The 20,586-nt window shown below is 40.7% G+C and carries 21 protein-coding genes; 20 read left to right on the top strand and 1 reads right to left on the bottom strand.

The annotated features are described in order from the left end of the window. The first annotated feature begins 112 nt into the window (after positions 1-112). The 7 genes from ACQKL6_RS14935 (at position 113) to ACQKL6_RS14905 (ending at position 7,436) form a co-directional block, all read left to right on the top strand. The gene (locus ACQKL6_RS14935) at positions 113-589 is read left to right on the top strand and encodes a CcdC family protein (RefSeq protein WP_402875374.1); all 477 of its coding nucleotides are present in this window, start codon (positions 113-115) and stop codon (positions 587-589) included. A 174-nt stretch (positions 590-763) separates the two neighbouring features. Further along, positions 764-1,816: a YeeE/YedE thiosulfate transporter family protein gene (locus ACQKL6_RS14930; RefSeq protein WP_402956419.1), complete on the top strand. Its 1,053-nt coding sequence runs from the start codon at positions 764-766 to the stop codon at positions 1,814-1,816. 33 nt (positions 1,817-1,849) lie between these two features. After that, a complete protein-coding gene (locus ACQKL6_RS14925; protein ID WP_402991956.1) occupies positions 1,850-2,077 on the top strand; it encodes a sulfurtransferase TusA family protein in 228 nt (75 codons plus the stop codon). 123 nt (positions 2,078-2,200) lie between these two features. After that, on the top strand, positions 2,201-2,506 hold the full coding sequence (locus ACQKL6_RS14920) for a DUF3219 family protein (RefSeq protein WP_402956423.1): 306 nt from the start codon (positions 2,201-2,203) through the stop codon (positions 2,504-2,506). Positions 2,507-2,590: 84 nt separating this feature from the next. Then, on the top strand, positions 2,591-3,019 hold the full coding sequence (locus ACQKL6_RS14915; RefSeq protein WP_402956425.1) for a DUF2621 domain-containing protein: 429 nt from the start codon (positions 2,591-2,593) through the stop codon (positions 3,017-3,019). A 140-nt stretch (positions 3,020-3,159) separates the two neighbouring features. Beyond that, positions 3,160-4,305 (top strand): exonuclease SbcCD subunit D, encoded by a 1,146-nt coding sequence (locus ACQKL6_RS14910; RefSeq protein WP_427591996.1) that lies wholly within the window; start codon positions 3,160-3,162, stop codon positions 4,303-4,305. Then, positions 4,302-7,436 (top strand): AAA family ATPase, encoded by a 3,135-nt coding sequence (locus ACQKL6_RS14905; RefSeq protein WP_427591997.1) that lies wholly within the window; start codon positions 4,302-4,304, stop codon positions 7,434-7,436. Before ACQKL6_RS14910 ends, ACQKL6_RS14905 begins: the two co-directional genes overlap by 4 nt. Before the next feature lie 58 nt (positions 7,437-7,494). On the opposite strand, the gene ACQKL6_RS14900 is transcribed toward ACQKL6_RS14905, so the two are convergent. Then, complete coding sequence (locus ACQKL6_RS14900) at positions 7,495-7,914, bottom strand: Hsp20/alpha crystallin family protein (protein ID WP_402875388.1); 420 nt, start codon at positions 7,912-7,914, stop codon at positions 7,495-7,497. A 350-nt stretch (positions 7,915-8,264) separates the two neighbouring features. Here ACQKL6_RS14900 and ACQKL6_RS14895 point away from each other — a divergent pair, with 350 nt between their 5' ends. From ACQKL6_RS14895 to ACQKL6_RS14835, 13 genes are all read left to right on the top strand, one after another. After that, positions 8,265-9,446, top strand: a complete 1,182-nt coding sequence (locus ACQKL6_RS14895; RefSeq protein ID WP_402991947.1) for a thiolase family protein — start codon at positions 8,265-8,267, stop codon at positions 9,444-9,446. A 345-nt stretch (positions 9,447-9,791) separates the two neighbouring features. Further along, entirely contained in the window at positions 9,792-11,402 is a 1,611-nt protein-coding gene (locus ACQKL6_RS14890; RefSeq protein ID WP_427651402.1) for a long-chain-fatty-acid--CoA ligase, read from the top strand. Positions 11,403-11,420: 18 nt separating this feature from the next. Further along, positions 11,421-11,546 (top strand): hypothetical protein, encoded by a 126-nt coding sequence (locus ACQKL6_RS14885; RefSeq protein WP_427651401.1) that lies wholly within the window; start codon positions 11,421-11,423, stop codon positions 11,544-11,546. Between the two features lie 175 nt (positions 11,547-11,721). After that, positions 11,722-12,999, top strand: coding sequence for an MFS transporter (locus ACQKL6_RS14880; protein ID WP_402991941.1), 1,278 nt, complete (start codon positions 11,722-11,724; stop codon positions 12,997-12,999). A gap of 56 nt (positions 13,000-13,055) precedes the next feature. Beyond that, on the top strand, positions 13,056-14,228 hold the full coding sequence (locus ACQKL6_RS14875; RefSeq protein WP_402991968.1) for a thiolase family protein: 1,173 nt from the start codon (positions 13,056-13,058) through the stop codon (positions 14,226-14,228). A gap of 106 nt (positions 14,229-14,334) precedes the next feature. Next, the gene (locus tag ACQKL6_RS14870; protein ID WP_402991938.1) at positions 14,335-15,483 is read left to right on the top strand and encodes an acyl-CoA dehydrogenase family protein; all 1,149 of its coding nucleotides are present in this window, start codon (positions 14,335-14,337) and stop codon (positions 15,481-15,483) included. 164 nt (positions 15,484-15,647) lie between these two features. Continuing rightward, a complete protein-coding gene (locus ACQKL6_RS14865; protein ID WP_402991935.1) occupies positions 15,648-16,052 on the top strand; it encodes a PaaI family thioesterase in 405 nt (134 codons plus the stop codon). 42 nt (positions 16,053-16,094) lie between these two features. Further along, the gene (locus tag ACQKL6_RS14860; RefSeq protein WP_427651400.1) at positions 16,095-17,708 is read left to right on the top strand and encodes a long-chain-fatty-acid--CoA ligase; all 1,614 of its coding nucleotides are present in this window, start codon (positions 16,095-16,097) and stop codon (positions 17,706-17,708) included. 289 nt (positions 17,709-17,997) lie between these two features. Next, positions 17,998-18,744 carry a CDP-diacylglycerol--serine O-phosphatidyltransferase gene (gene pssA, locus ACQKL6_RS14855; protein ID WP_402991926.1) on the top strand — a complete coding sequence of 249 codons (747 nt, stop codon included), beginning with the start codon at positions 17,998-18,000 and terminating at the stop codon, positions 18,742-18,744. Between the two features lie 207 nt (positions 18,745-18,951). Then, positions 18,952-19,212 (top strand): metal-sensitive transcriptional regulator, encoded by a 261-nt coding sequence (locus tag ACQKL6_RS14850; RefSeq protein ID WP_402875404.1) that lies wholly within the window; start codon positions 18,952-18,954, stop codon positions 19,210-19,212. A 162-nt stretch (positions 19,213-19,374) separates the two neighbouring features. Then, complete coding sequence (locus ACQKL6_RS14845) at positions 19,375-19,854, top strand: DsrE/DsrF/DrsH-like family protein (RefSeq protein ID WP_402991923.1); 480 nt, start codon at positions 19,375-19,377, stop codon at positions 19,852-19,854. Between the two features lie 20 nt (positions 19,855-19,874). Beyond that, complete coding sequence (locus ACQKL6_RS14840) at positions 19,875-20,240, top strand: rhodanese-like domain-containing protein (RefSeq protein WP_402991965.1); 366 nt, start codon at positions 19,875-19,877, stop codon at positions 20,238-20,240. 19 nt (positions 20,241-20,259) lie between these two features. Beyond that, complete coding sequence (locus tag ACQKL6_RS14835; RefSeq protein ID WP_402991920.1) at positions 20,260-20,556, top strand: rhodanese-like domain-containing protein; 297 nt, start codon at positions 20,260-20,262, stop codon at positions 20,554-20,556. The last annotated feature ends 30 nt before the right edge of the window (positions 20,557-20,586 follow it).

Below are 20,586 nucleotides of genomic sequence, written 5' to 3'. Positions count from 1 at the left end.
TACTCGCCTTGTTAATCTGATTTAGGTACTATATACTTTGTTTAAGGTTATAATTATTATATAGTTTTCTTAGTGTGTACCTACTTACTATTAGCTAAAAAGGATGAGTTAAATGATATATATAACAACAGGAATGGCTATTTTGATGGCTTTAGTTGTTTTTAAGTTGCGTATGAAGGAAACGGAAAGACCGGTGAATGCGAAAAAGATTATACTACCGCCTCTTTTCATGAGTACAGGAGCTTTGATGTTTCTTTTTCCGATGTTTCAAGTAACACGTTCTGAACTTTTAGAAGCTCTTATAGCTGGTATGTTATTTTCTATCTTATTAATCAAGACTTCGAAATTCGAAGTGCGTGATGAACAAATATATATCCAGCGTTCCAAAGCATTTATTTTTATTTTAATCGGTATTATGGTAATTCGTTTGGTAGCTAAATTGATTTTGGGAAGCACGATTGAAATTGGAGTGCTTGGTGGGATGTTTTTCCTTCTTGCTTTCGGTATGATTGTTCCTTGGCGAGTTGTGATGCTTTACCAATATAAAAAAGTCAAAGCAGCTTCTTTTAGTGAAGGTAAGATGATTTGACTTTTACCCAGTGAAAACCGCATGTTGACACATGTGGTTTTTTTGTTTGGTAAAAACACTTAGTTGTTCTATTCAAAATTAGGTTAGAGGAGAAATTCATTAAAAATCATAGTAATTTCATGCGAATTATATTATATTAATATTATTGTTGTTTACTTAAGGGGGAAACGGTTTATGTTACAAATGATTGTGTTAGGGATTATTTGTGGTTTACTACTAGGATTTGTGCTTCAAAGAGGCCGTTTCTGTGTTGTTGGTGCATATCGTGATTTGCTTATAGCGAAAGACGGGCGAATGTTTTTAGCTACGTTCATTGTCATTGCGATACAAAGCGTTGGTGTGTATGCACTACGGGATACAGGAATCATTCAATTTGGTAATGATGGTTTTCCTTGGTTAGGAACCATCCTCGGAGGCTTTATATTCGGTATCGGGATGGTTCTTGCAGGAGGCTGTGCGACAGGAACATGGTACCGGGCAGGAGAGGGTATGATCGGTAGTTGGGTCGCACTCTTCGGTTATATGCTTGGAGCTGCAATGACGAAGTACGGCGTGTGGAAAGCTACAGGGGATCATCTGGTTTCTTATCGTACGAGTGATACGTATATTCATGAAACGTTGAATGTGTCACCTTGGTTATTGGTCATTGTTTTGATAATCATAGTTGGTATCTTGGTCATCAGGGAATTTAAAAAGCCTAAACTTCCTATGTTCAAGATGAAACCGAAAAAAACGGGATTGGCTCATATTTTATTTGAAAAACGCTGGCATCCCTTTGTCACTGCATTATTGGTAGGACTTATTGCCATCGTGGCTTGGCCTTTAAGTGCGATGACCGGGCGAATGTTCGGTTTAGGGATTACTACACCTTCTGCGAATATTTTAACGTTCCTTATCACAGGAGATGACGCGCTCATCGATTGGGGTACATTTTTAGTATTGGGCATTTTCTTGGGTGCTTTCATTGCAGCCAAAGGCAGCGGGGAATTCCGTTGGAGACTGCCTGATATGAAAACATTGCGTAATAATGCTTTTGGTGGAGTGATTATGGGATTTGGCGCGAGTATCGCCGGCGGGTGTACCATAGGTAATGGACTGGTTAACTCAGCATTATTTGCGTGGCAAGGCTGGGTCGCGATTGTCTTTTTCTTATTAGGAACATGGGTAGCGGCTTATTTCACTATCATCCGTAAGCAAAAGAGTTCAAGTGCATCAAAGGCTGCCTGAGTTTTATCACATTAATTAGAGGAGTGGAGTAAAATGGCAAAGGTATTAGAGACATCAGGAATGGTTTGTCCGTTTCCATTAGTAGAGGCTAAAGAAGCAATTGCAGGTATGACAAAAGGGGAAGAATTGATCATCAATTTCGATTGCACCCAAGCAACGGAAAGTATCCCTCGCTGGGCTGCAACGGAAGGTCATGAAATTACGGAATTTGAACAAGTCGATGACGCTCAATGGCGTATAATCGTTAAAAAAGGGAATTAATAGAAAAAATGTGCCGGGGATTCCCTAGCACGTTTTTTTCTATTTTGAAGCTAAATCGTTGGCGTTAAGCAGTCGGAGTGGTAACATAACTTTAATCTAATATACTAAGGAGTTGTTAATGAAATGGTTGATGAAGTTGTATTGAATGATGTTTCGCTGCAGGTCACAAATTTTCATGCCGAATCTATAAAGAACCCTGAAAGCGGAGAACTTAGAAAGATTAGTTTTGATTTTAAAGTAACGAGCGAGGAGTATCATGATATCACAACGCTGCTCTATCAAATGGTTTTTGATTTAAAGATTCCTGAGACAAGAGAAGAATACCGGGCAGAAATCTTCAACTATTCAACATCGCTTACGAATTTATATGAAGAAAATGCTGTGGGAGACTTTTCCCTTACGTTAATCGAAGTAGATTCTCAAGATTGATTCCATTACCAGCCTTGTAAAGAAATGGGTTACTGTCTATAATAATGGTAACGATAAATTAATTTATACATATGAGGTGGTTCTTTGCTAGGAGGCTGGTTTTTATGGTTTATCCTTTTTTGGGTAGTCCTTTTAGTAACGTTGATGAGCATTGGTGGCTTTTTCATGTTTCGGAAGTTCTTAAAGAGATTCCCGAAAGAAGACGGGAAATCAGATATGGATTGGGAAGAGTATTACTTGGAACAAACGAACCACTTATGGTCACAACAGCAAAAGGATTTGCTTGAAGATTTAGTAAGCCCTGTACCGGAACTTTTTCGTGATGTGGCCCGTCATAAAATCGCTGGTAAGATCGGTGAATTGGCTTTGAAAGAAAAGGCACCGGATATAACAGAAGATTTGGTGATTCGTGGGTATATCATTGCCACACCTAAACGAGATCATAAGTTTTTACAAAAAAAATTGACGGAGCGACAAGTGAATATGGATCCCTATCAGCATTTATTTAGCTGAAGGCAGGGTGGGCATACTCTTTAGAGTGTGCCTTTTTTATTATGGATTGTGGTAATAATTAGAACGTTTGTACTCTATCAAGGCTTTCTTTTTAATATTTGATATAATAGTAGTAAGAAAAACGAGGACGGAGTGAAACGATGAAATTTATCCATACGGCCGATTGGCATTTAGGGAAAATTGTTCACGGGGTCCATATGACGGATGACCAACGTCATGCCCTGCTACAATTTATTGAGATAATCGAAGAGGAAAAACCCGATGCGGTGGTCATTGCCGGTGATCTTTATGACCGTTCCGTCCCACCGACTGAGGCTGTTGAGCTACTTGATGAGATTCTTTATACAATCAATGTGAAAATGAAAATACCCATTGTGGCCATATCGGGGAACCACGATTCGGCTGAAAGGTTATCATTTGGCTCATCATGGTACCGCCATAGCCAGTTATACATTCACGGGAAACTGACAAAAACATGTGAACCAGTCCATATCAAAGGTGTTAATTTTTACTGTGTTCCTTATGCAGAACCAGGGACGGTTCGTCACGTTTTCGAAGATGAAAGCATCCATTCCCATCAAGAGGCGATGAGAAGGATAACAGGGGGTATAGAGGAAACGCTTAATCCAAATGAGCCGAATATTTTGGTGGGACACGCATTTGTATTGGGTGGTAAAACGAGCGATTCAGAACGGGTTCTGTCAGTAGGTGGATCTGGTTGTGTGACAGCCGATTTATTTGATGCGTTCGATTATACGGCACTTGGGCATTTACATAGCCCGGATGCAATTCGACATCCAAAGGTTTATTACTCCGGATCGCTTTTAAAGTATTCATTTTCTGAAGCTAAACAAAATAAGTCGCTATCCATCGTTGAAATGAGAGAAGATGGTAACTTTGAGATTCGCTATCGGTCCTTGACCCCTAAGTATGATATGAGGGAGATTTCAGGCACGATGGAAGAATTACTTGACGTTACTTTTTATCAAAACCAAAAAGTAGACGATTATTTGAAGATTACCTTGAATGACGAGGGATCGCTCATCGATCCCATTAACCGATTGCGTCAAGTTTACCCGAATGTGCTTCACCTGGAACGGAAATGGGATCTGACCGATTTGAGACGAAAAAAATCATATTCCTCCGTAAAAGATGAAAGGAAGTCTGAAATAGACTTGTTTGAGACGTTTTATCAGGAGATGACAGATAGAGAGTTCGATTCTCAAAAGAAGGAACTGATGGTTTCTGTCATTGAAGCTGTCAAGAAAGAGGAGGCTTTGAAATGAGACCTCATATTTTGACGATGCAAGCATTCGGTCCATATGCGGGTAAGGAAATCATTGATTTTAATACACTGGGAGAACGGACCATGTTTGTCATTTCGGGAAAGACCGGTGCCGGGAAAACGACCATTTTTGATGGGATTAGCTTTGCTATATATGGGAAAGCGAGCGGTGAAGACCGTAGTGGACAAGATTTACGAAGTCAATTTGCCGAGGATGACGTCTTGACGGAGGTTTCATTGCAATTCACTCTCCGTGGAAAAACATATTTGGTTACCCGATCTCCACAGCAGGAACGAAAGAAGAAATCAGGAGAGGGTACCACAACCGTTAGTGCGAAAGCAGAACTATATGAATTGGTACAAGGCGAGGGGAGAAAGTTACTGGGAGCCAATGTTCGCGAGGTTGAAGAGAAAATCAAAGTACTCATTGGGTTGGATGCGAACCAGTTTAGGCAAATCCTGATGATTCCGCAAAATGAATTCCGTAAACTATTAACATCTGATAGTAAAGATAAGGAACAGATTTTGCAAAAGTTATTCCATACCGAATTATATAAGAGAATAGAAGAAAGATTAAAAGAGGAAGCATCACTTCTTAAGAAACAAAGTGAAAAAAGCGCACAGCGTCGCATTGAATTAATGAAGGGCATCAAACCGGGTGATCATGTGGAGCTTCAATCTTTATTGGAAGCAGCTGAACCAAATGAACAACAAATTCTTCCTTTGCTTCATTCGGTGATATCAACGGCTACAGAAAAGCATCAACATTTAGGTGAGCTTCTAAAGGAAAAGCAGAATGCCCGTGATCAGGTCAACCAAGAGCTATCCAAAGCGGCCGATTTATTGAATAGATTTGCTGAGAAAGACAGATTACAAAATGAAAAAGCAGACTTAGAAAACAGGCGCCCGGAAATTATGGAGTTAAAAGAACAAATGAAAATGGCTCATAAAGCGGCCTCGCTAGAAAAACAAGAGCAATATTACTTGCGAATCGGTAAACAGGTAAAAGAGGTGACGTCTGAACTTCAAAATTTAACGAAGCAGGCCGAACTATTGTTGGAGGAGCGCCTGAAGAAACAGGAAGTTTATGAGCAAGAGCTGGCAAAGGAAGAGAAACGAGAACAGGCGTTACGGAATGTACATCAGCTTGAACAGGTGAAAGAAGCCGTTTTGACTTATTCAAGTCTTAGAGAACAGGTTACTTTAGATGAAACAGAGTGGAAGAAAAGTAAGCAACTCCGTGAACATAATATTTCAGAGCTTGCTAGAATCGAAACGGACTTGGAGAAAATCAGCCTTGAAAAGGCGGAAGCCGAAAAAGTGGCCATCCTTTATGGAGAGAAAGAAAGGGAGTTTGAAAAAAACCAACAGCTTCTTTCAAAACTTAGAAAGCTACAAGCTGTTTATTCAGAATGTAAAAGCATGATGGATGTCTTGGAAAATAAAAAGTCTACATTTCAAAAGATGCTCGATCATCATCTCCAGGAAAAAGAAAAACTAGAGGTAATCAATCAAAATTGGCGTGCAGGACAGGCTGGTATGCTAGCATCCATGCTTCATGATGGTGAAAACTGTCCCGTCTGTGGTTCGATTGATCACCCTGAGCCTGCACACTTGCATGCGAATATGCCATCGGATGAAGAATTGAAACAGCAGGAAAATAGAGTGAAAATGGCCGATAAACAAAAAAGTCAGGCTGAAAGTGAATTTTACCAGGCAGAATCGAAATTCCAGGCACTTACAGACACCAAGAATGAAAGATTCACAGATTTACAAAATGACGTTCCGGAGTTCGCTTCCGAGCTTATCGACGAATACTTGAAGTCGTATGAGGAAAAGGGGAGAGAGTTACAAAAGCATTTACAGTCAATGATGGATAAGAAGGATGCAGGAAGCGAATTGGAGAAACGATTGATTGCCTTAAAAGAGAAGGGTACTCAATTGAAAGAGAACTTGGCATCTTTAGAGAAAATGGAAGATGTTACAAAGACCAGGTATATTGAGAACTCAACAAAGCTTACAGGCCTAACGAATTCCCTTCCAGAAGGAATTCGTACTGAAGTAGAATATGCAAGGGCATTTGATGCGGCAGTCAGAAGGCAGAAGCAGTTACAAAAATCATTGGAAGAGGCACAAAAAGCCCTTCAATTGGTTAAAGAAAAAGAATCGGGCATCCATGCGAAAAAGGAATCGCTCGCAGGGAATATAGATGCATTGACGCTTGAATTAAATCAAGAGCGTGAAAAGCTGGTTGTGGAAATGTCCAACCAAGGATTTGCTACTTATAAGGAATATACAGCAGCCAAAAGGACTGAAGATGTGCTTCAATCTATGGAAAAACAAGTACAGTTATACGAACAAAATTGGCAAAGTGTCATAAGCTTGTTTCATGATCTGGAAATGAAGTTAAAAGATGTACCAAAACCGGACTTGGAGGGGTTAAGGAAAACATTTGAATTCATTGACGGTGAATTGGAAAAGTTGCGTCACACACAGAATGAACTACAGGCTGAACAAAAGAATAACCAGGAAATCGAGCAGAAATTGGCATATATTAGAGAAGAGCAGAAAAGCCTGGATGAAAAATATAGCATCGTTGGGCATCTTTCAGAGATTTCAAAAGGCCAAAATTCATTCCGAATTACGTTTGAACGGTATGTATTGGCTGCCTTTTTAGATGATATTCTTAAAGAAGCTAATCTGAGACTGTTAAAGATGACGAGCGGTCGTTATCAGCTATTGCGAAAGCTTGACCCAACTCGCAGGAATATTCAAAGTGGGTTGGAGCTGTCAGTATATGACCAATATACCGGACAGGAAAGGCATGTCAAAACGCTTTCTGGCGGAGAGAGTTTTAAAGCCTCGCTTGCCCTTGCTCTTGGGCTTGCAGATATTGTCCAGCAGAATGCAGGAGGAATTTCCCTGGAAACGATGTTCATAGATGAAGGTTTCGGTACTCTCGATCCTGAATCACTGGATCATGCCATTGAAGCATTAATGGATATCCAGAGTAGTGGACGGTTAGTCGGCATCATTTCCCATGTTCCTGAATTGAAAGAACGAATCGATGCACAGCTTCAAGTCACATCCACTCAAAATGGAAGCACCACAACATTTAATTTTGCTGGCTAATAAAAAAGAATGGCTCTGGAAGCAAGTAGCTTCAGGAGCCATTCTTTTTTATTTAAAGCTATTCGATCTGAATACTATCTTGGTCTTTACCGGGGGAATACTTATGAATACGAATCACTAATGATGGGTGGGTAAACTCGGCAGTGATCCTTCGTGAACAGATGGAAAAAGGGAAAGAAATTTTTCGTTGTGTAGGTGATGTAATCGCTTTATCTTTATGAAATAGCTTTTGAAAAGGTTTGTGAGGCTTTTCAACGGTAATCAAAATTTCGTTATCTTTTAAACGCACTTTAATATCCTTTGCTTCATGGTTTTCCAATATTGCTTCCACCATATACTCGTCATCACTTTCGTAAATGTCAATTGTAAATAATTGATGGTCCAATTTACTTGTCTCCGGATTAAGAAAAAACTTTTTCACCCATTCATCAAAAACCTTTACCTCATTCATCTGTACATCATGTAGTTTATCTTGCATGTGGATACCCCCGGTTTTGCCTTTGTTTGTATTATATGTTGGAAGTATCGAAAATGGTGATAATTAGGAAAACTTTCTAACTTAACTAAAATATATGTGGATTAGATACAAACACAACGGTGATTTTCTTTCAGTGCAATGATTATTATCTTTGCGCCATACGAGCCATACGAAGTGAATACCGATAAAATTTTGGTGCTGGCAAAACCATTAATCGATACAAGCAAAATTAATGCACGAAACTAAAGAGGATTTAGACTCGTTCATGAAGAAGATAACAGTATAAACAGAAAAATCGAGGAGAGCAGATTGATCTGCTTTCCTTTTTTTCTTTAAGAGGAGGAACTGGAATGGAACATGAATTTGTCATTGTAAGTGCGAACCGTACGGCTATAGGTAAAATGGGAGGACAACTAAAAGATGTACAAGCGGGTCATCTAGCGGCAACGGTCATTAAGGATGCAATCGAGAGAGCAGGTCTGGCACCCGAGCAGATAAATGAAGTGATTTTTGGTGAAGTGCGCCAGTCGACCGAATCTTCAAATCTAGCACGTGTTGCCGCGTTAAGAGCGGGTATCCCTCCTGAAGCTTCGGCTTATACAGTAAACCGCCTATGTGCTTCAGGCATACAGGCAGTGATTTCCGGTGTTCAGCATCTAGCTTTTAATCCGGATGATATTGTCGTGGCAGGTGGAGCGGAAAATATGAGTAGAGCCCCCATTTACCTCAGAAATTCCCGATTTGGAGAAGGAAACCCTCATCTAGTTGATTCTAATCTTGAAAATGGACAGCAGCCAACCGAAGTGTATGGAAAAGATTTGGGGATGGGGATAACAGCAGAAAACGTAGCGGAAACCTACCAAATTTCCCGGGAAGACCAGGACGCCTTTGCTGTAGAAAGCCAAAGAAGGGCAAGAAAGGCGATTGAGTCTGGTTCCTTCGAATCTCAAATCGTTCCGGTTGAAATAAAGACTAGGAAAAGCACAACAGTATTTCAAGTGGACGAGCACCCAAGAGAAACATCGATAGAAAAACTGTCCCATTTGAAGCCCGTCTTCAAAAGTGATGGAACAGTCACGGCTGGTAATGCCTGTGGCCGTAATGATGGTGCCAGTGCTTTAGTTTTGATGACCCGCGAAAAGGCTTTTAATCTTGATATCAAACCGATTGCCAAGATTGTAAACTGGTCTACAGCTGGTGTCGATCCACGTTATATGGGAATCGGTCCCGTTCCCGCGATCGAGAACCTATTGAAAAAGACTGGACTGGCAGTTGAAGATATCGGACTGTTCGAGTTGAATGAGGCATTTGCATCACAATCATTGGCTGTTATACGGGAAGCCAAGCTAGATCCTGCTAATGTCAATGTCAACGGTGGAGCCATTGCATTAGGCCATCCACTAGGGGCAACGGGGGCGATTATCATGACCAAATTAATTCACGAGATGCAACGGCGCCAAGAGAAATACGGAATGGCAACCCTATGTATTGGCGGTGGACAAGGGATGGCCATTTTATTGGAATTGGCTTAATAGTGATTTGAAAAACTCTTCACTAAGCTTAACTCATTAAAACACAAAACTTAGCCACCGATTATACCTGCATTTTCTCTTAATATGCTAGTAAACCCATCCTTATTGTAGAAGGTTGGGTTTTTTGATTTTCTGGTAAATGAGAAAAATTCAAAAATGAATTATCAGGTTATGGATGAATCCTTTAAAACAAAGGCTTTATAACGAGTAAGATTCAAAAATGAATTTAATCACTCAAAAAAATTAGCTGTTTCCCCAGTGTGTGATTTGGCATGAAACTTGCATTGTTATATGTGTAAACCATATGTAGAAGAATCGGATTTGAGAAAAATGGAGGGGTTAAAGGTGCGAAAAACAGTAAAACAACCATGGGAGCAATGGTATGCAGAAGGAATGTCGTCATTACTTCTACCGGAAATTTCCGTCTATACACTACTGGACCAATCAGCAAAGAAATTCCCTGATCATACAGCCATTATTTTTGAAGACCATCTCATGGATTATAAAAGCCTGAAATCACAGGTAGATAAACTTGCAGGTAAGTGGAAAGAAATGGGGTTCGTGAAAGGTGAAAGAATTGGCCTTATGATGACCAACCATCCTTATTTCATCATCAGTTATTACGCTGCACAAGCGCTGGGACTCATTGTTGTTCAACTGAACCCTATGTATAAGCCTAGGGAACTGCTCCAAATATTAGTGGATTCTAATGCTCTATATATTGTGTATGACCAATTGGCCGCTACTACCATTGAAGAAACAAAAGCGATATATGATTTTTCAATCTGCATGAAGACGGACGATGACCAATTAGACGGCCTATCCCTACGTTCTTTGATAGAAAATGGAGAAAAAATCAAGGAAGTTGAAACGATAAATCCTCTTGAAGATATTGCGGTCATCCAGTATACGGGAGGGACGACGGGGAAAATGAAGGGAGCGATGCTTACCCATTACAATCTGACTTCCAATGTTATACAGAGCTTTGAAATGTATGGGGATTTGATGGTGCCCGGAAAGGAAGTCGTGCTGGCAGCGACACCGCTTTATCATGTTTACGCGATGACAAGTGCCATGAATCTCGGAATTTATATGGGAGCTGCCATTCTATTATTTCCTAAATTCGAGATTCAAAATGTACTAATGAATATTCAAAAGTACCGTCCGACTTTTTTTCCAGGCGTTCCAAAGATGTACAATGCGTTCGTCAATCATCCTGAAATCGAAAAATATGGACTGGATTGTCTGAAAAATTGTTCCTGTGGCTCAGCACCCATGCCAGTTGAAGTCATTAATCGATTCGAGAAGCTGACAGGTGCTTCTATAGGAGAAGGTTTTGGGTTATCAGAAGCCTCTCCTTCCACACATCGTAATCCGCCCTTAGGTAAAAGGAAAATCGGGAGTGTCGGCATTCCTTTTCCTAGAACCGATTGTATGATCGTAGACGAGGACAATAATGAAGTGCCATCCAAAGGGGTGGGAGAGCTGCTTATAAAAGGCCCACAAATTATGAAGGGATATTGGAATAACGAGGTGGAAACGAGAAAAGCTCTCCAAAATGGCTGGTTGTATACAGGTGATCTTGCTTCAGTGGATGAAGAGGGGTATTTCTACATTGTCGGCAGAAAAAAAGAAATGATCATCATTAGCGGGTTTAATATATATCCGCAAGAGGTGGAAGGTGTCCTTTATCAGCACCCGGATATTCAGGAGGCGGCTGTGGTGGGGATACCGCATAAAGAATTAGGAGAGGTCGTAAAGGCATTCATTGTTCCAATGAAGGATGCCAACATTGACCTTGAGGAAATTGAAGGATATTGCTATACCCAGCTGACACCCTATAAGGTTCCGAAGCAATTTGAAGTAAGGGAGGAACTGCCGCGAAACACCGTTGGCAAACTATTAAAAAGGTTGCTTATAAAAGAGGAACTGGAAAAGAGGACAAAGAAGGATTGAAGCGGACCCAGCTTTTTAATGGAGGTAGTGGAAGCAAGAATCAATAGCATTCCAGTGGAGAAAATCGGGAAGTCGGAAGATATGCTTTTTTCGAAGATGAATGTTCTTCATTCCTCAGTGGCCAGGTACTACTGCTATATGTGACTGGAGGTTCTAATGAGATTTCTAGTTTCGTAATGAATCCAACCAAGAAAGGCATTAATTCGACCACACAGCCAGATAATTCAACCATGATAGCAAGTAATTCGACCATCAGAAGCGATAATTCAACCACCAAGAAGACAAGATTATCTATTCACAAAGAAACGAGGGGATTCACATGCGTTGGTTTGTTCTTTCTCTATTATTCCTCGGAGCGGTCATTAACTTTGCCGATAAATCAATAATCGGACTGGCCGCTGTGCCGATCATGAAGGAATTCGATCTTTCTTATGCCGAATGGGGACTTGTAGGAAGCAGTTATTATTGGCTCTATCCTGTAACGGGCATTTTTGGAGCAGCATGGGCTGATAAGCTCGGGGCCAAGAAAGTACTGGGGTTCATCATGCTGACATGGACTGTTTTACAATTTGGTGTTTTGGCCATCGCTGCTTTGCCACTATTAATTATTTATAGAATCTTACTTGGGGCATTCGAAGGGCCCTATAGCCCTATTGCTTATAGCCATGCGGATAAGTGGTTCCCCCCGAAACAACGGGGATTAGCCAACTCGGTTGTGGTGGGAGGGGGAACGGTTGGTGCGATGATTGTTGCACCGCTTCTTGTTTCCATGATTACCATTTTTGGATGGAAAGTGGCCTTTGCTAGTCTTGGAGTAGCAAGTCTTATCTGGTTCTTCTTATTTCAGTTTTTAACAAAGGAAAATCCCGTTGAAGTATATGAGAAGGTACAGAAGAAAAAGAAAGAAAAGATGGAGAAATTCAAACTGAAAGACTTTCTTGTACTTTTAGCGTCTCCAACCGCTTTATTTACGACACTCGCATATTTTTCAACGTATATTCTGGTCGTCTGGTTTTCCGTTTGGTTACCGATTTATTTAGTGGAAGTGGTAAATATGACACCCGGACAGATGGGCACGAGCATAGCAATCATTGGAGTCATTTCCGTATGTATTTATATGGGTGTTTCCATGTTATCGGATTACTTATTCAAGAAAAATCAGAATTGGCGTTCATCCAGGGTCTTGGTTGTAGCTGGAGCAATGATCATGGGTTCACTATTCCTATCTTCCATCATGGTCTTTCAAAATCCAATTTGGGTGATTTTTGCAATGTGCCTGGCTAAAGGTCTCACCTATTCCATATTACCGATTGGACCAACGATCATGATCAATGAAATGCGTGAACGCGGCGGACTGATGACAAGTATCTTAACGTCTTCAGGCAATCTTGCAGGCATTGTAGCTCCTCTACTAACGGGTTATATCATTAGTTTAGCGGCGGGGAATAAAATACTAGGCTATAACTTGTCCATTTTGTTCATGGCTGCCCTTGTTCTGGTATTCGGCTTATTGTTTGCCATGTTCGTTAAGCCAACTAAGTCAAAAGATGGGCAGGAAATCAGACCAACAGAAGATTATGATTTGAAATCTTCATAAGAGTTACCCAGCATAAAAAATATAAAAGAGGAGCGGATGAGGAAATGAATAGAGATGTGAATAGAGAGGCTGTCATTGTTTCAGCAGTAAGAACGGCGATTGGGAAGCAAGGGGGCGCACTAGCGACAGTACCCGCACACGTATTTGGGGCAGAAGTGGTAAAAGAGGCATTGAAACGCGCAAATGTAGCTCCTGAAATGGTGGACGATGTCATCATGGGGAATGTTTTAAGCGGAGGAGGCAATATCGCTCGATTAACCGCCCTTCAGACAGGTCTTTCCATGCAATTACCGGGTTTAACGGTCGATCGCCAATGTGGGTCCGGAATCAATGCGGTCAATTTGGCTGCACAAGCAATCTGGGCGGGTGATGGGGACGTATATATCGCTGGAGGAGTGGAGAGCATGAGCCGGGCTCCTTATTTGATGGATCGTCCGGATAAACCATATAGCTCTTCTCCACCAAATTTCAGGAAATCTCAGTTATCTCCAAAAGAGGTAGGCAATCCACCGATGGGAATTACCGCCGAAAATTTAGTTGCAAAATATGAGATCAGCCGGGAAGAACAAGATGAGTTCGCCATTGAGAGCCAGAAAAAGATGGCGAGAGCGATGGAAGAGGGACGCTTTACTGAACAAATTGTTTCAGTGAACATCCCGGTTCGAAATGGAGAGCCGGTAGGATTCAAAGTAGATGAACATCCACGTCCGCAAGTAACCAAAGAAGCGCTAGCGAAACTTCCTCCTGCATTCCTTGAAGGTGGCTCCGTAACGGCCGGAAACAGTTCGGGTTTAAATGATGCGGCGTCTGCTCTTGTCATTATGTCTAGGGAGAAAGCAGATGAATTGGGAATTAAACCTCTAGCGGTGATTAGAGCACACGCGGTTGCTGGTGTCGATCCCAACATCATGGGAATCGGACCGGTTCCAGCAGTAAGAAAGGTCATGGAAAAATCAGGGCTCTCGCTAAACGATATGGATATTATCGAAATTAATGAGGCTTTTGCGTCGCAAGTAATTGCCTGTAATCGGGAACTGGAAATGGATCCAGCCAAAGTGAATGTGAATGGAGGGGCGATTTCTCACGGACATCCACTTGGTGCCACAGGTGCAATTCTGATCACGAAAGCGGCCCATGAATTGAAACGATCTGAAGGAAGATATGCTCTCATTACGGCGTGCATTGGTGGTGGGCAAGGAATTGCCACAATCTTAGAACGGGAAGGTTGATTTTTCTTAAATTCGGAAGGAAATTCACTAGCATTTTTTTAATAGAATTGTTCCATTTGCGAATCAGACGAATTAAAAAAATCCACTATTAGGAGGCATTTGAATTATGACCATTACTTTAACGAAAGAAATGGAACAAATGAAAGCAATGATTCGGAATTTTGTTGAAAAGGAAGTAGAGCCTCTAGCCCAACAAATTGAAGAAGAGGATCTCATCCCACAACATCTTGTTGAAATGTCCAAAGAACTCGGATTATTTGGGATTAGCATACCGGAACAATACGGTGGAATTGGTTTGAATACAGTAGAAAAGGCGACGGTATTAGAGCAGTTAGGCAGAACGCACAATGGGTTTGTTTCGTTAATAAGTGCTCATACCGGTATTGGAAGCACGGGCCTGGTAAAGCTTGCATCTGAACAGTTGAAAAATAAATATCTGCCTGAGATGGCAGCGGGTAATAAAATAGCCGCTTTCGCTTTATCCGAACCTGGTGCAGGTTCGGATGCGACCAATTTGGCGACGACTGCAGAGAAAAAGGGCGATTATTGGGTGATGAATGGTACAAAGCATTTCATCACCAATGGACCGATTGCTGATGTTTACACAGTTTTTGCGTTAACGGATAAAGATAAGGGGGCAAAAGGCGGGATCACTGCCTTTTTGGTAGAAAGAAATTTCCCTGGGGTCACTGTCGGTAAAAAGGACAAGAAAATGGGATTAAGAGGTTCGTATACATCTCAGGTCATTTTTGAAAATTGTATCATTCCTGAAGAAAATGTCATTGGTGAAGTGGGCATGGGGTATATATCAGCTCTTAGAATATTAGGGGAAGGACGTGTCGGACTTGCCGCAAGAGCGGTAGGATCATGCGGCAAATTAATCGAGCTATCTACCAAATATGCAAAAGAGCGGATTCAATTCGGTAAACCAATTGCTGATAATCAAGCCATACAATGGATGCTAGCGGATATGGCAACAGAAACAGAAGCCGCAAAGGCCTTGACAATGATGGCAGCACAAAAGATTGATGAGGGGAAAAAGGTGATCAAAGAAGCCTCCATGGCTAAACTGTTCGCTTCCGATGTTTTTAATAGAGTAGCGGATAAAGCGGTTCAAATTCACGGGGGTATGGGGTATATGGCAGAATATCCAGTGGAACGCTTTTATCGTGATGCTCGCATTACAAAGATCTATGAAGGAACAAACGAAGTTCAACGGCTCATCATTGCCAGAAATATATTGGATGAGTATTGATTCGTGTTTTTTAGAATCAAGTAATGTAAGAGCGCATACAATCAGGACTGCATCTCAGGAAAGGGAGCTGGACAGTTCTACGGGAATCTGTCTAGTTCCAAACGTGGAAGGTAATAGGATTTTGTTTTTTGATGAAGCGGAAATCATGAGGGGGAAAGTGAAAATTGACTACTAACGTGGAGGATATTCGCAACCAATTCGAGAGCAGTCCATTCTTTGCATATATTGGATTTGAAGTCATTCAATTTGAAGAAGGAAATGTCCGTCTGAAATTAAATATCGAGGAACATATGCTTAATGTAAATGGAACGCTGCACGGGGGTATTCATGCGACCATGCTTGACACCATTCTTGGGATAGTGATACGTTCTCTGACTAAAGCACGTGTTGTGACGACGAGCTTAACTGTTCATTATCTCGGCAGCCTGTCAGCAGGAGAAATATTTGCGGAAGCCAAGGTTCTTCAGCAGGGATACAAAACCGCTTTTGCAGAAGGAGAAATAAAAGATTCCGCTGGAAATCTCATTGCAAAAGGTACAGGGGTATTCAAATTGATTCGAGACGAATGAAAATAGTGATTGGCGGTGGAAAAAGAAGAAGGAGTGAAGCCAATGAAGAGAGTGTGGCAGAAATCTTATCCGGAAGATACCCCCTTTGAAGTAGAAATTCCTTTAATGTCTCTATACGAAATAGTGGACCATTCAGCACAACATTACCCATCCACCAAAGCTGTTATTGATGGAGAAAGAGAACTTTCTTATTTGGAATTGAAGAGAAAAATTGATCGTTTTGCAGGTTCATTATACTCGCGGGGGTTTAAAAAAAAGGATAGAATCGCATTGATGTTACCCAATTGTATAGAATATATCATTGCCTATTATGCAATCCACCGATTGGGAGGCGTGGTGGTACAAGTGAACCCGATGTATAAGGCAAATGAACTAGCCTATATATTACGGGATTCCAATGCCACATGGTTGATTGGAAATGATGAACAAAAGAAAAAGATAGTACAAACTGGTTTGGCAGATAGGCTCACGATTATTTCAGCAAATAAATTGCAGGAAGACAGCTACTATTCATGGATAGCAGAAGAGGAAAATGAACTCCCTGAGCTGGATATTAATCCAAAAGAAGATATTGCGTTACTTCAATATACAGGAGGAACCACAGGAAGAGCCAAAGGGGTCATGCTCACTCATTTCAACCTGATTGCCAATGTCATACAAGATTTTACCTATACAGCAAACGCCCTTCAACTGCAAAAACCGGGTGAGCGTATGCTTGGATTGACGCCACTGTTTCATGTATTCGGTAATGGCAGGATGAACAGTGCCGTTTATGCGGGAGCAACGTACATCACTCTAGAGAGATTTGAAATAAACAAGGTCGTCGATTTGATTAGAAAACATAGACCGACCATTTTTCCAGGTGTTCCTACCATGTATATCGCTTTACTAAATCATCCGGATTTGACAGCGCAAGATCTCAGCAGTTTTAAATACTGCAGCTGTGGCTCGGCGCCCCTTCCAGTGGAAGTTATCCATCAATTTGAGCGTAAATTCGGTGTGTCAATATCAGAAGGCTTTGGCATGTCGGAAACTTCACCTACCACCCATCGAAACCCAGTAAAAGGTCAAAGAAAGATAGGAAGCATTGGTATTCCCTATCCTAACACTGATGCCAAAATCGTCGATATCGAAACGGGGAAAGCGGTGCTGCCGTACAATCAGGCAGGGGAACTAATCATTAAGGGTCCACAGGTGATGAAGGGGTATTGGGGAAATCTAGAGGAAACTTCAATGGCATTAAGGGAGGGTTGGTTATATACCGGAGACATAGCCACAATGGATGAAGAAGGGTATTTCTTTATTGTGGGCAGGAAAAAAGAGCTAATCATTGCAAGCGGCTATAATATTTATCCGATTGAAGTAGAGGAAGTCATTTATCAGCATCCCGGAGTGGAAGAAGCTTGCGTATTTGGCATTCCGGATACCTATCGCGGGGAAACCGTCAAAGCTATAATCGTGCTAAAGAAAGGGGTAATTGCAACAGAACAGGATATCATAAAGTTCTGCAATGAACGTTTGGCTAATTATAAGGTTCCACGAGTGATAGAGTTTAGGGAACTTATGCCGAAGTCAGCGGTCGGGAAAATTTTACGACGGGTTTTGGTTGAGGAAGAAGGCAAGAGGACAAATAGTTTAAGGACTTATCGTCGATAGGCCTTTACACTTTCCGCACGATTCACAATCCTGAAAAATCTTGGTCGTACTACATATTCTACATTAAGGACAAGACGATGTTCATCATTGTTTATGTCCTATTTTTTATTACTAAGAATATATTTAAGAATAGTGCCTGGAAACCTATAATTGGGAATAGAGGGACTTGTAAATATAATCTTAGCCATAATACTGGTATGAAGTTATAATTAGAGGAGAACAAGTTAAGCTTTTTCAAATCAATGTAAAAGCAAAGGAAAGTTTAATTTAGGAATTAAGGAAGTGTAGGATGAAAAAACATATACCTAATATGCTGACGTTGGGAAATTTATTATGTGGGTTCTTATCGATAGGATGTATTATTACTGGTGATCTTAGAAATGCGACAATATTGATCTTTATCGCGTTAATGCTGGATGCATTGGATGGCAGGGTAGCAAGGATCCTTGGGGTATCTAATGAAATGGGGAAAGAATTGGATTCACTTGCCGATATCGTATCTTTTGGAGTAGCCCCCGCCTTTTTAGCCATACATACATATTTCAACGACTTTGGACAAGTTGGGATGCTAATCGCCAGTTTGTTCCCTCTATTCGGTGCATACCGATTAGCTCGTTTCAACATTACCGACCAAGCGGAATCTGTAAAATACTTTAAAGGGGTTCCCATCACATTAGCAGGCGGAATTGTGGCTTTCTTCGTCTTGTTTTCCGGGTCCGTACCATTATGGATATTTATTATCCTATATTATGGACTGTGTATATTGATGGTAAGTACAATGAAAATCCCAAGCTTTAAAAAAGTTGGCAGACCGAAGAATAGTGTTCTTATTACCTTGTTTTTATTCTATTCATTTTATTTAGTGGCTAAATCTAAATTTGAATCTGTGCCGATATCTTTCTATATTGCTTTAGGAACCTATATATTGTTAATTGTGGTGAGATATATAAAAGAAAAAGAACCCAAATTCCCAAACAAAAAGAAAGTTAAAAAGCAGAAAATCAAAGTGATTCGTAAGAAAAGGATGAAACAATAAAAAGGCGCTGTCCCAAAAGGCATGGATAATGACTTCTGGGGCAGCCCTTTTTTTGATTAATAGAAACCGTCTTGTCCTTAGTTTTTGTTCGAAATAAAAGTGGATTAACTTGGCTTGACAATATACCCCTATAGGTATATTATTGGGATATAAATTGTTCCACAGGTTCTTTGTTTGTCTATATAGATAGGTGGGTGGGTATAGATCATGGAATACGATAAAAGCGTCATCAATCGGTTAAGACGAATTGAAGGTCAAATTAAAGGTGTGCTAGGCATGATGGAACAAGGTAAGGACTGTAGAGATATCGTCACTCAGTTATCAGCAGCTCGAAATGCCATTGATAGGACGATGGGAGTCATTGTTAGCGCAAATCTTGAACAATGTGTGAGGGAGAATGTCATGAAAGGCGAAGATACAGATAGCCTTGTCAAAGAAGCTGTTGAATTACTAATTAAAAGTAGATAATATTGTCCAATAAATAACACAATTATATAGACTGGCCAGCTCTCCAATTGGGTTGACTACTATTATTTTTTAGCTTATTATATACCCCTGGGTGTATAATGGAATAAAGGTAACTTTTAAAAAATACCCAATAGGGTAATTTAAATTCAGGGGGAAATACTAATGACAGAACAGAAAAAAACGACGATCATTTTATTTAGTGGAGACTACGATAAGGCAATGGCTGCTTACATTATTGCGAATGGAGCGGCGGCTTACGATCATGAAGTGACCATTTTCCATACATTCTGGGGGTTGAATGCATTACGAAAAGATGAGCCATTGACACTGAAAAAAGGCTTCCTTGAAAAGATGTTTGGCAAAATGATGCCGCGTGGTGCAGATAAAATGGGATTATCCAACATGAACTTTGCAGGCATGGGTCCTAAAATGATCAAGCATGTCATGAAAAAGCATAATGCCATGTCCCTCCCTAGTTTAATCGAAATGGCCCAAGAACAAGAAGTGAAACTAATCGCTTGTACAATGACCATGGATTTACTGGGCTTGCAGCAAGAGGAATTACTAGAAGGCATTGAATATGCGGGTGTGGCTGCTTATTTAGCTGACGCAGAAGATGGTAACGTCAACTTATTTATCTAAGGTAAGGGAGGAATCAAGCTATATTGGGTACACTATTAAATATCCTCATGATTGCTGTAATTGTCTGGTTCTTGTATGAACGATTTATTCCGGCAAAAGGGATTAAACAGATTACTACGATCGAATTAAGAACACAATTGAATAATAAAAGTAAGCAATATATTGATGTCCGGACGCCTAATGAGTTTAGGGGAAACCATATCAAGGGATTTAAAAACATTCCCTTATACGAACTGCAAAATAGAGTGAAAGAACTCTCTAAAGACCAAGAAGTTTTCGTAATCTGCCAAAGTGGTATGAGAAGCAGTAAGGCAAGTAAGTTATTGAAAAAAATGGGATTCAAAGAAATCACGAATGTTAAAGGCGGAATGAGTGCTTGGCACTAATAAAAGGAGGAAGTCTGCTATGAAGGAAATTTCAACACAGGAAGTCGAAACTCTTTTAAATCAAAAGGCACCAGTGAATATTATCGATGTACGTGAAGTGGATGAAGTGAAAACGGGGAAAATCCCGACTGCCATGCATATACCTTTAGGACTAATAGAATTCAAGATGCAAGATCTGGACAAGTCAAAAGAATATATCATGGTCTGCCGCTCTGGTGGAAGAAGTTCAAAGGCCGTAAAACTACTTGAGGATCATGGGTACCAAGTAATCAATATGACAGGCGGAATGCTTGCCTGGAACGGACCAACCGCGTAATTTTTTTGAATAGTTAAATACCCCATGCAG

It is taken from the genome of Peribacillus sp. NPDC097197, assembly GCF_050278025.1.
In the GTDB taxonomy this organism is placed as follows: Bacteria; Bacillota; Bacilli; order Bacillales; family DSM-1321; genus Peribacillus.
Note: the sequence above shows the minus strand (reverse complement) of the source record. Positions and strands in the feature narration are given on the sequence as shown.

Excerpts from the sequence above, each read along its gene's own strand:
- ACQKL6_RS14935 (WP_402875374.1), top strand. The coding sequence starts at position 113 with ATGATATATATAACAACAGGAATGGCTATTTTGATGGCTTTAGTTGTT.
- ACQKL6_RS14930 (WP_402956419.1), top strand. The coding sequence starts at position 764 with ATGTTACAAATGATTGTGTTAGGGATTATTTGTGGTTTACTACTAGGA.
- ACQKL6_RS14925 (WP_402991956.1), top strand. The coding sequence starts at position 1,850 with ATGGCAAAGGTATTAGAGACATCAGGAATGGTTTGTCCGTTTCCATTA.
- ACQKL6_RS14920 (WP_402956423.1), top strand. The coding sequence starts at position 2,201 with ATGGTTGATGAAGTTGTATTGAATGATGTTTCGCTGCAGGTCACAAAT.
- ACQKL6_RS14910 (WP_427591996.1), top strand. The coding sequence starts at position 3,160 with ATGAAATTTATCCATACGGCCGATTGGCATTTAGGGAAAATTGTTCAC.
- ACQKL6_RS14905 (WP_427591997.1), top strand. The coding sequence starts at position 4,302 with ATGAGACCTCATATTTTGACGATGCAAGCATTCGGTCCATATGCGGGT.
- ACQKL6_RS14900 (WP_402875388.1), bottom strand. The coding sequence starts at position 7,914 with ATGCAAGATAAACTACATGATGTACAGATGAATGAGGTAAAGGTTTTT.
- ACQKL6_RS14895 (WP_402991947.1), top strand. The coding sequence starts at position 8,265 with ATGGAACATGAATTTGTCATTGTAAGTGCGAACCGTACGGCTATAGGT.
- ACQKL6_RS14885 (WP_427651401.1), top strand. The coding sequence starts at position 11,421 with ATGGAGGTAGTGGAAGCAAGAATCAATAGCATTCCAGTGGAGAAAATC.
- ACQKL6_RS14880 (WP_402991941.1), top strand. The coding sequence starts at position 11,722 with ATGCGTTGGTTTGTTCTTTCTCTATTATTCCTCGGAGCGGTCATTAAC.
- ACQKL6_RS14870 (WP_402991938.1), top strand. The coding sequence starts at position 14,335 with ATGACCATTACTTTAACGAAAGAAATGGAACAAATGAAAGCAATGATT.
- ACQKL6_RS14860 (WP_427651400.1), top strand. The coding sequence starts at position 16,095 with ATGAAGAGAGTGTGGCAGAAATCTTATCCGGAAGATACCCCCTTTGAA.
- pssA (WP_402991926.1), top strand. The coding sequence starts at position 17,998 with ATGAAAAAACATATACCTAATATGCTGACGTTGGGAAATTTATTATGT.
- ACQKL6_RS14850 (WP_402875404.1), top strand. The coding sequence starts at position 18,952 with ATGGAATACGATAAAAGCGTCATCAATCGGTTAAGACGAATTGAAGGT.
- ACQKL6_RS14845 (WP_402991923.1), top strand. The coding sequence starts at position 19,375 with ATGACAGAACAGAAAAAAACGACGATCATTTTATTTAGTGGAGACTAC.
- ACQKL6_RS14835 (WP_402991920.1), top strand. The coding sequence starts at position 20,260 with ATGAAGGAAATTTCAACACAGGAAGTCGAAACTCTTTTAAATCAAAAG.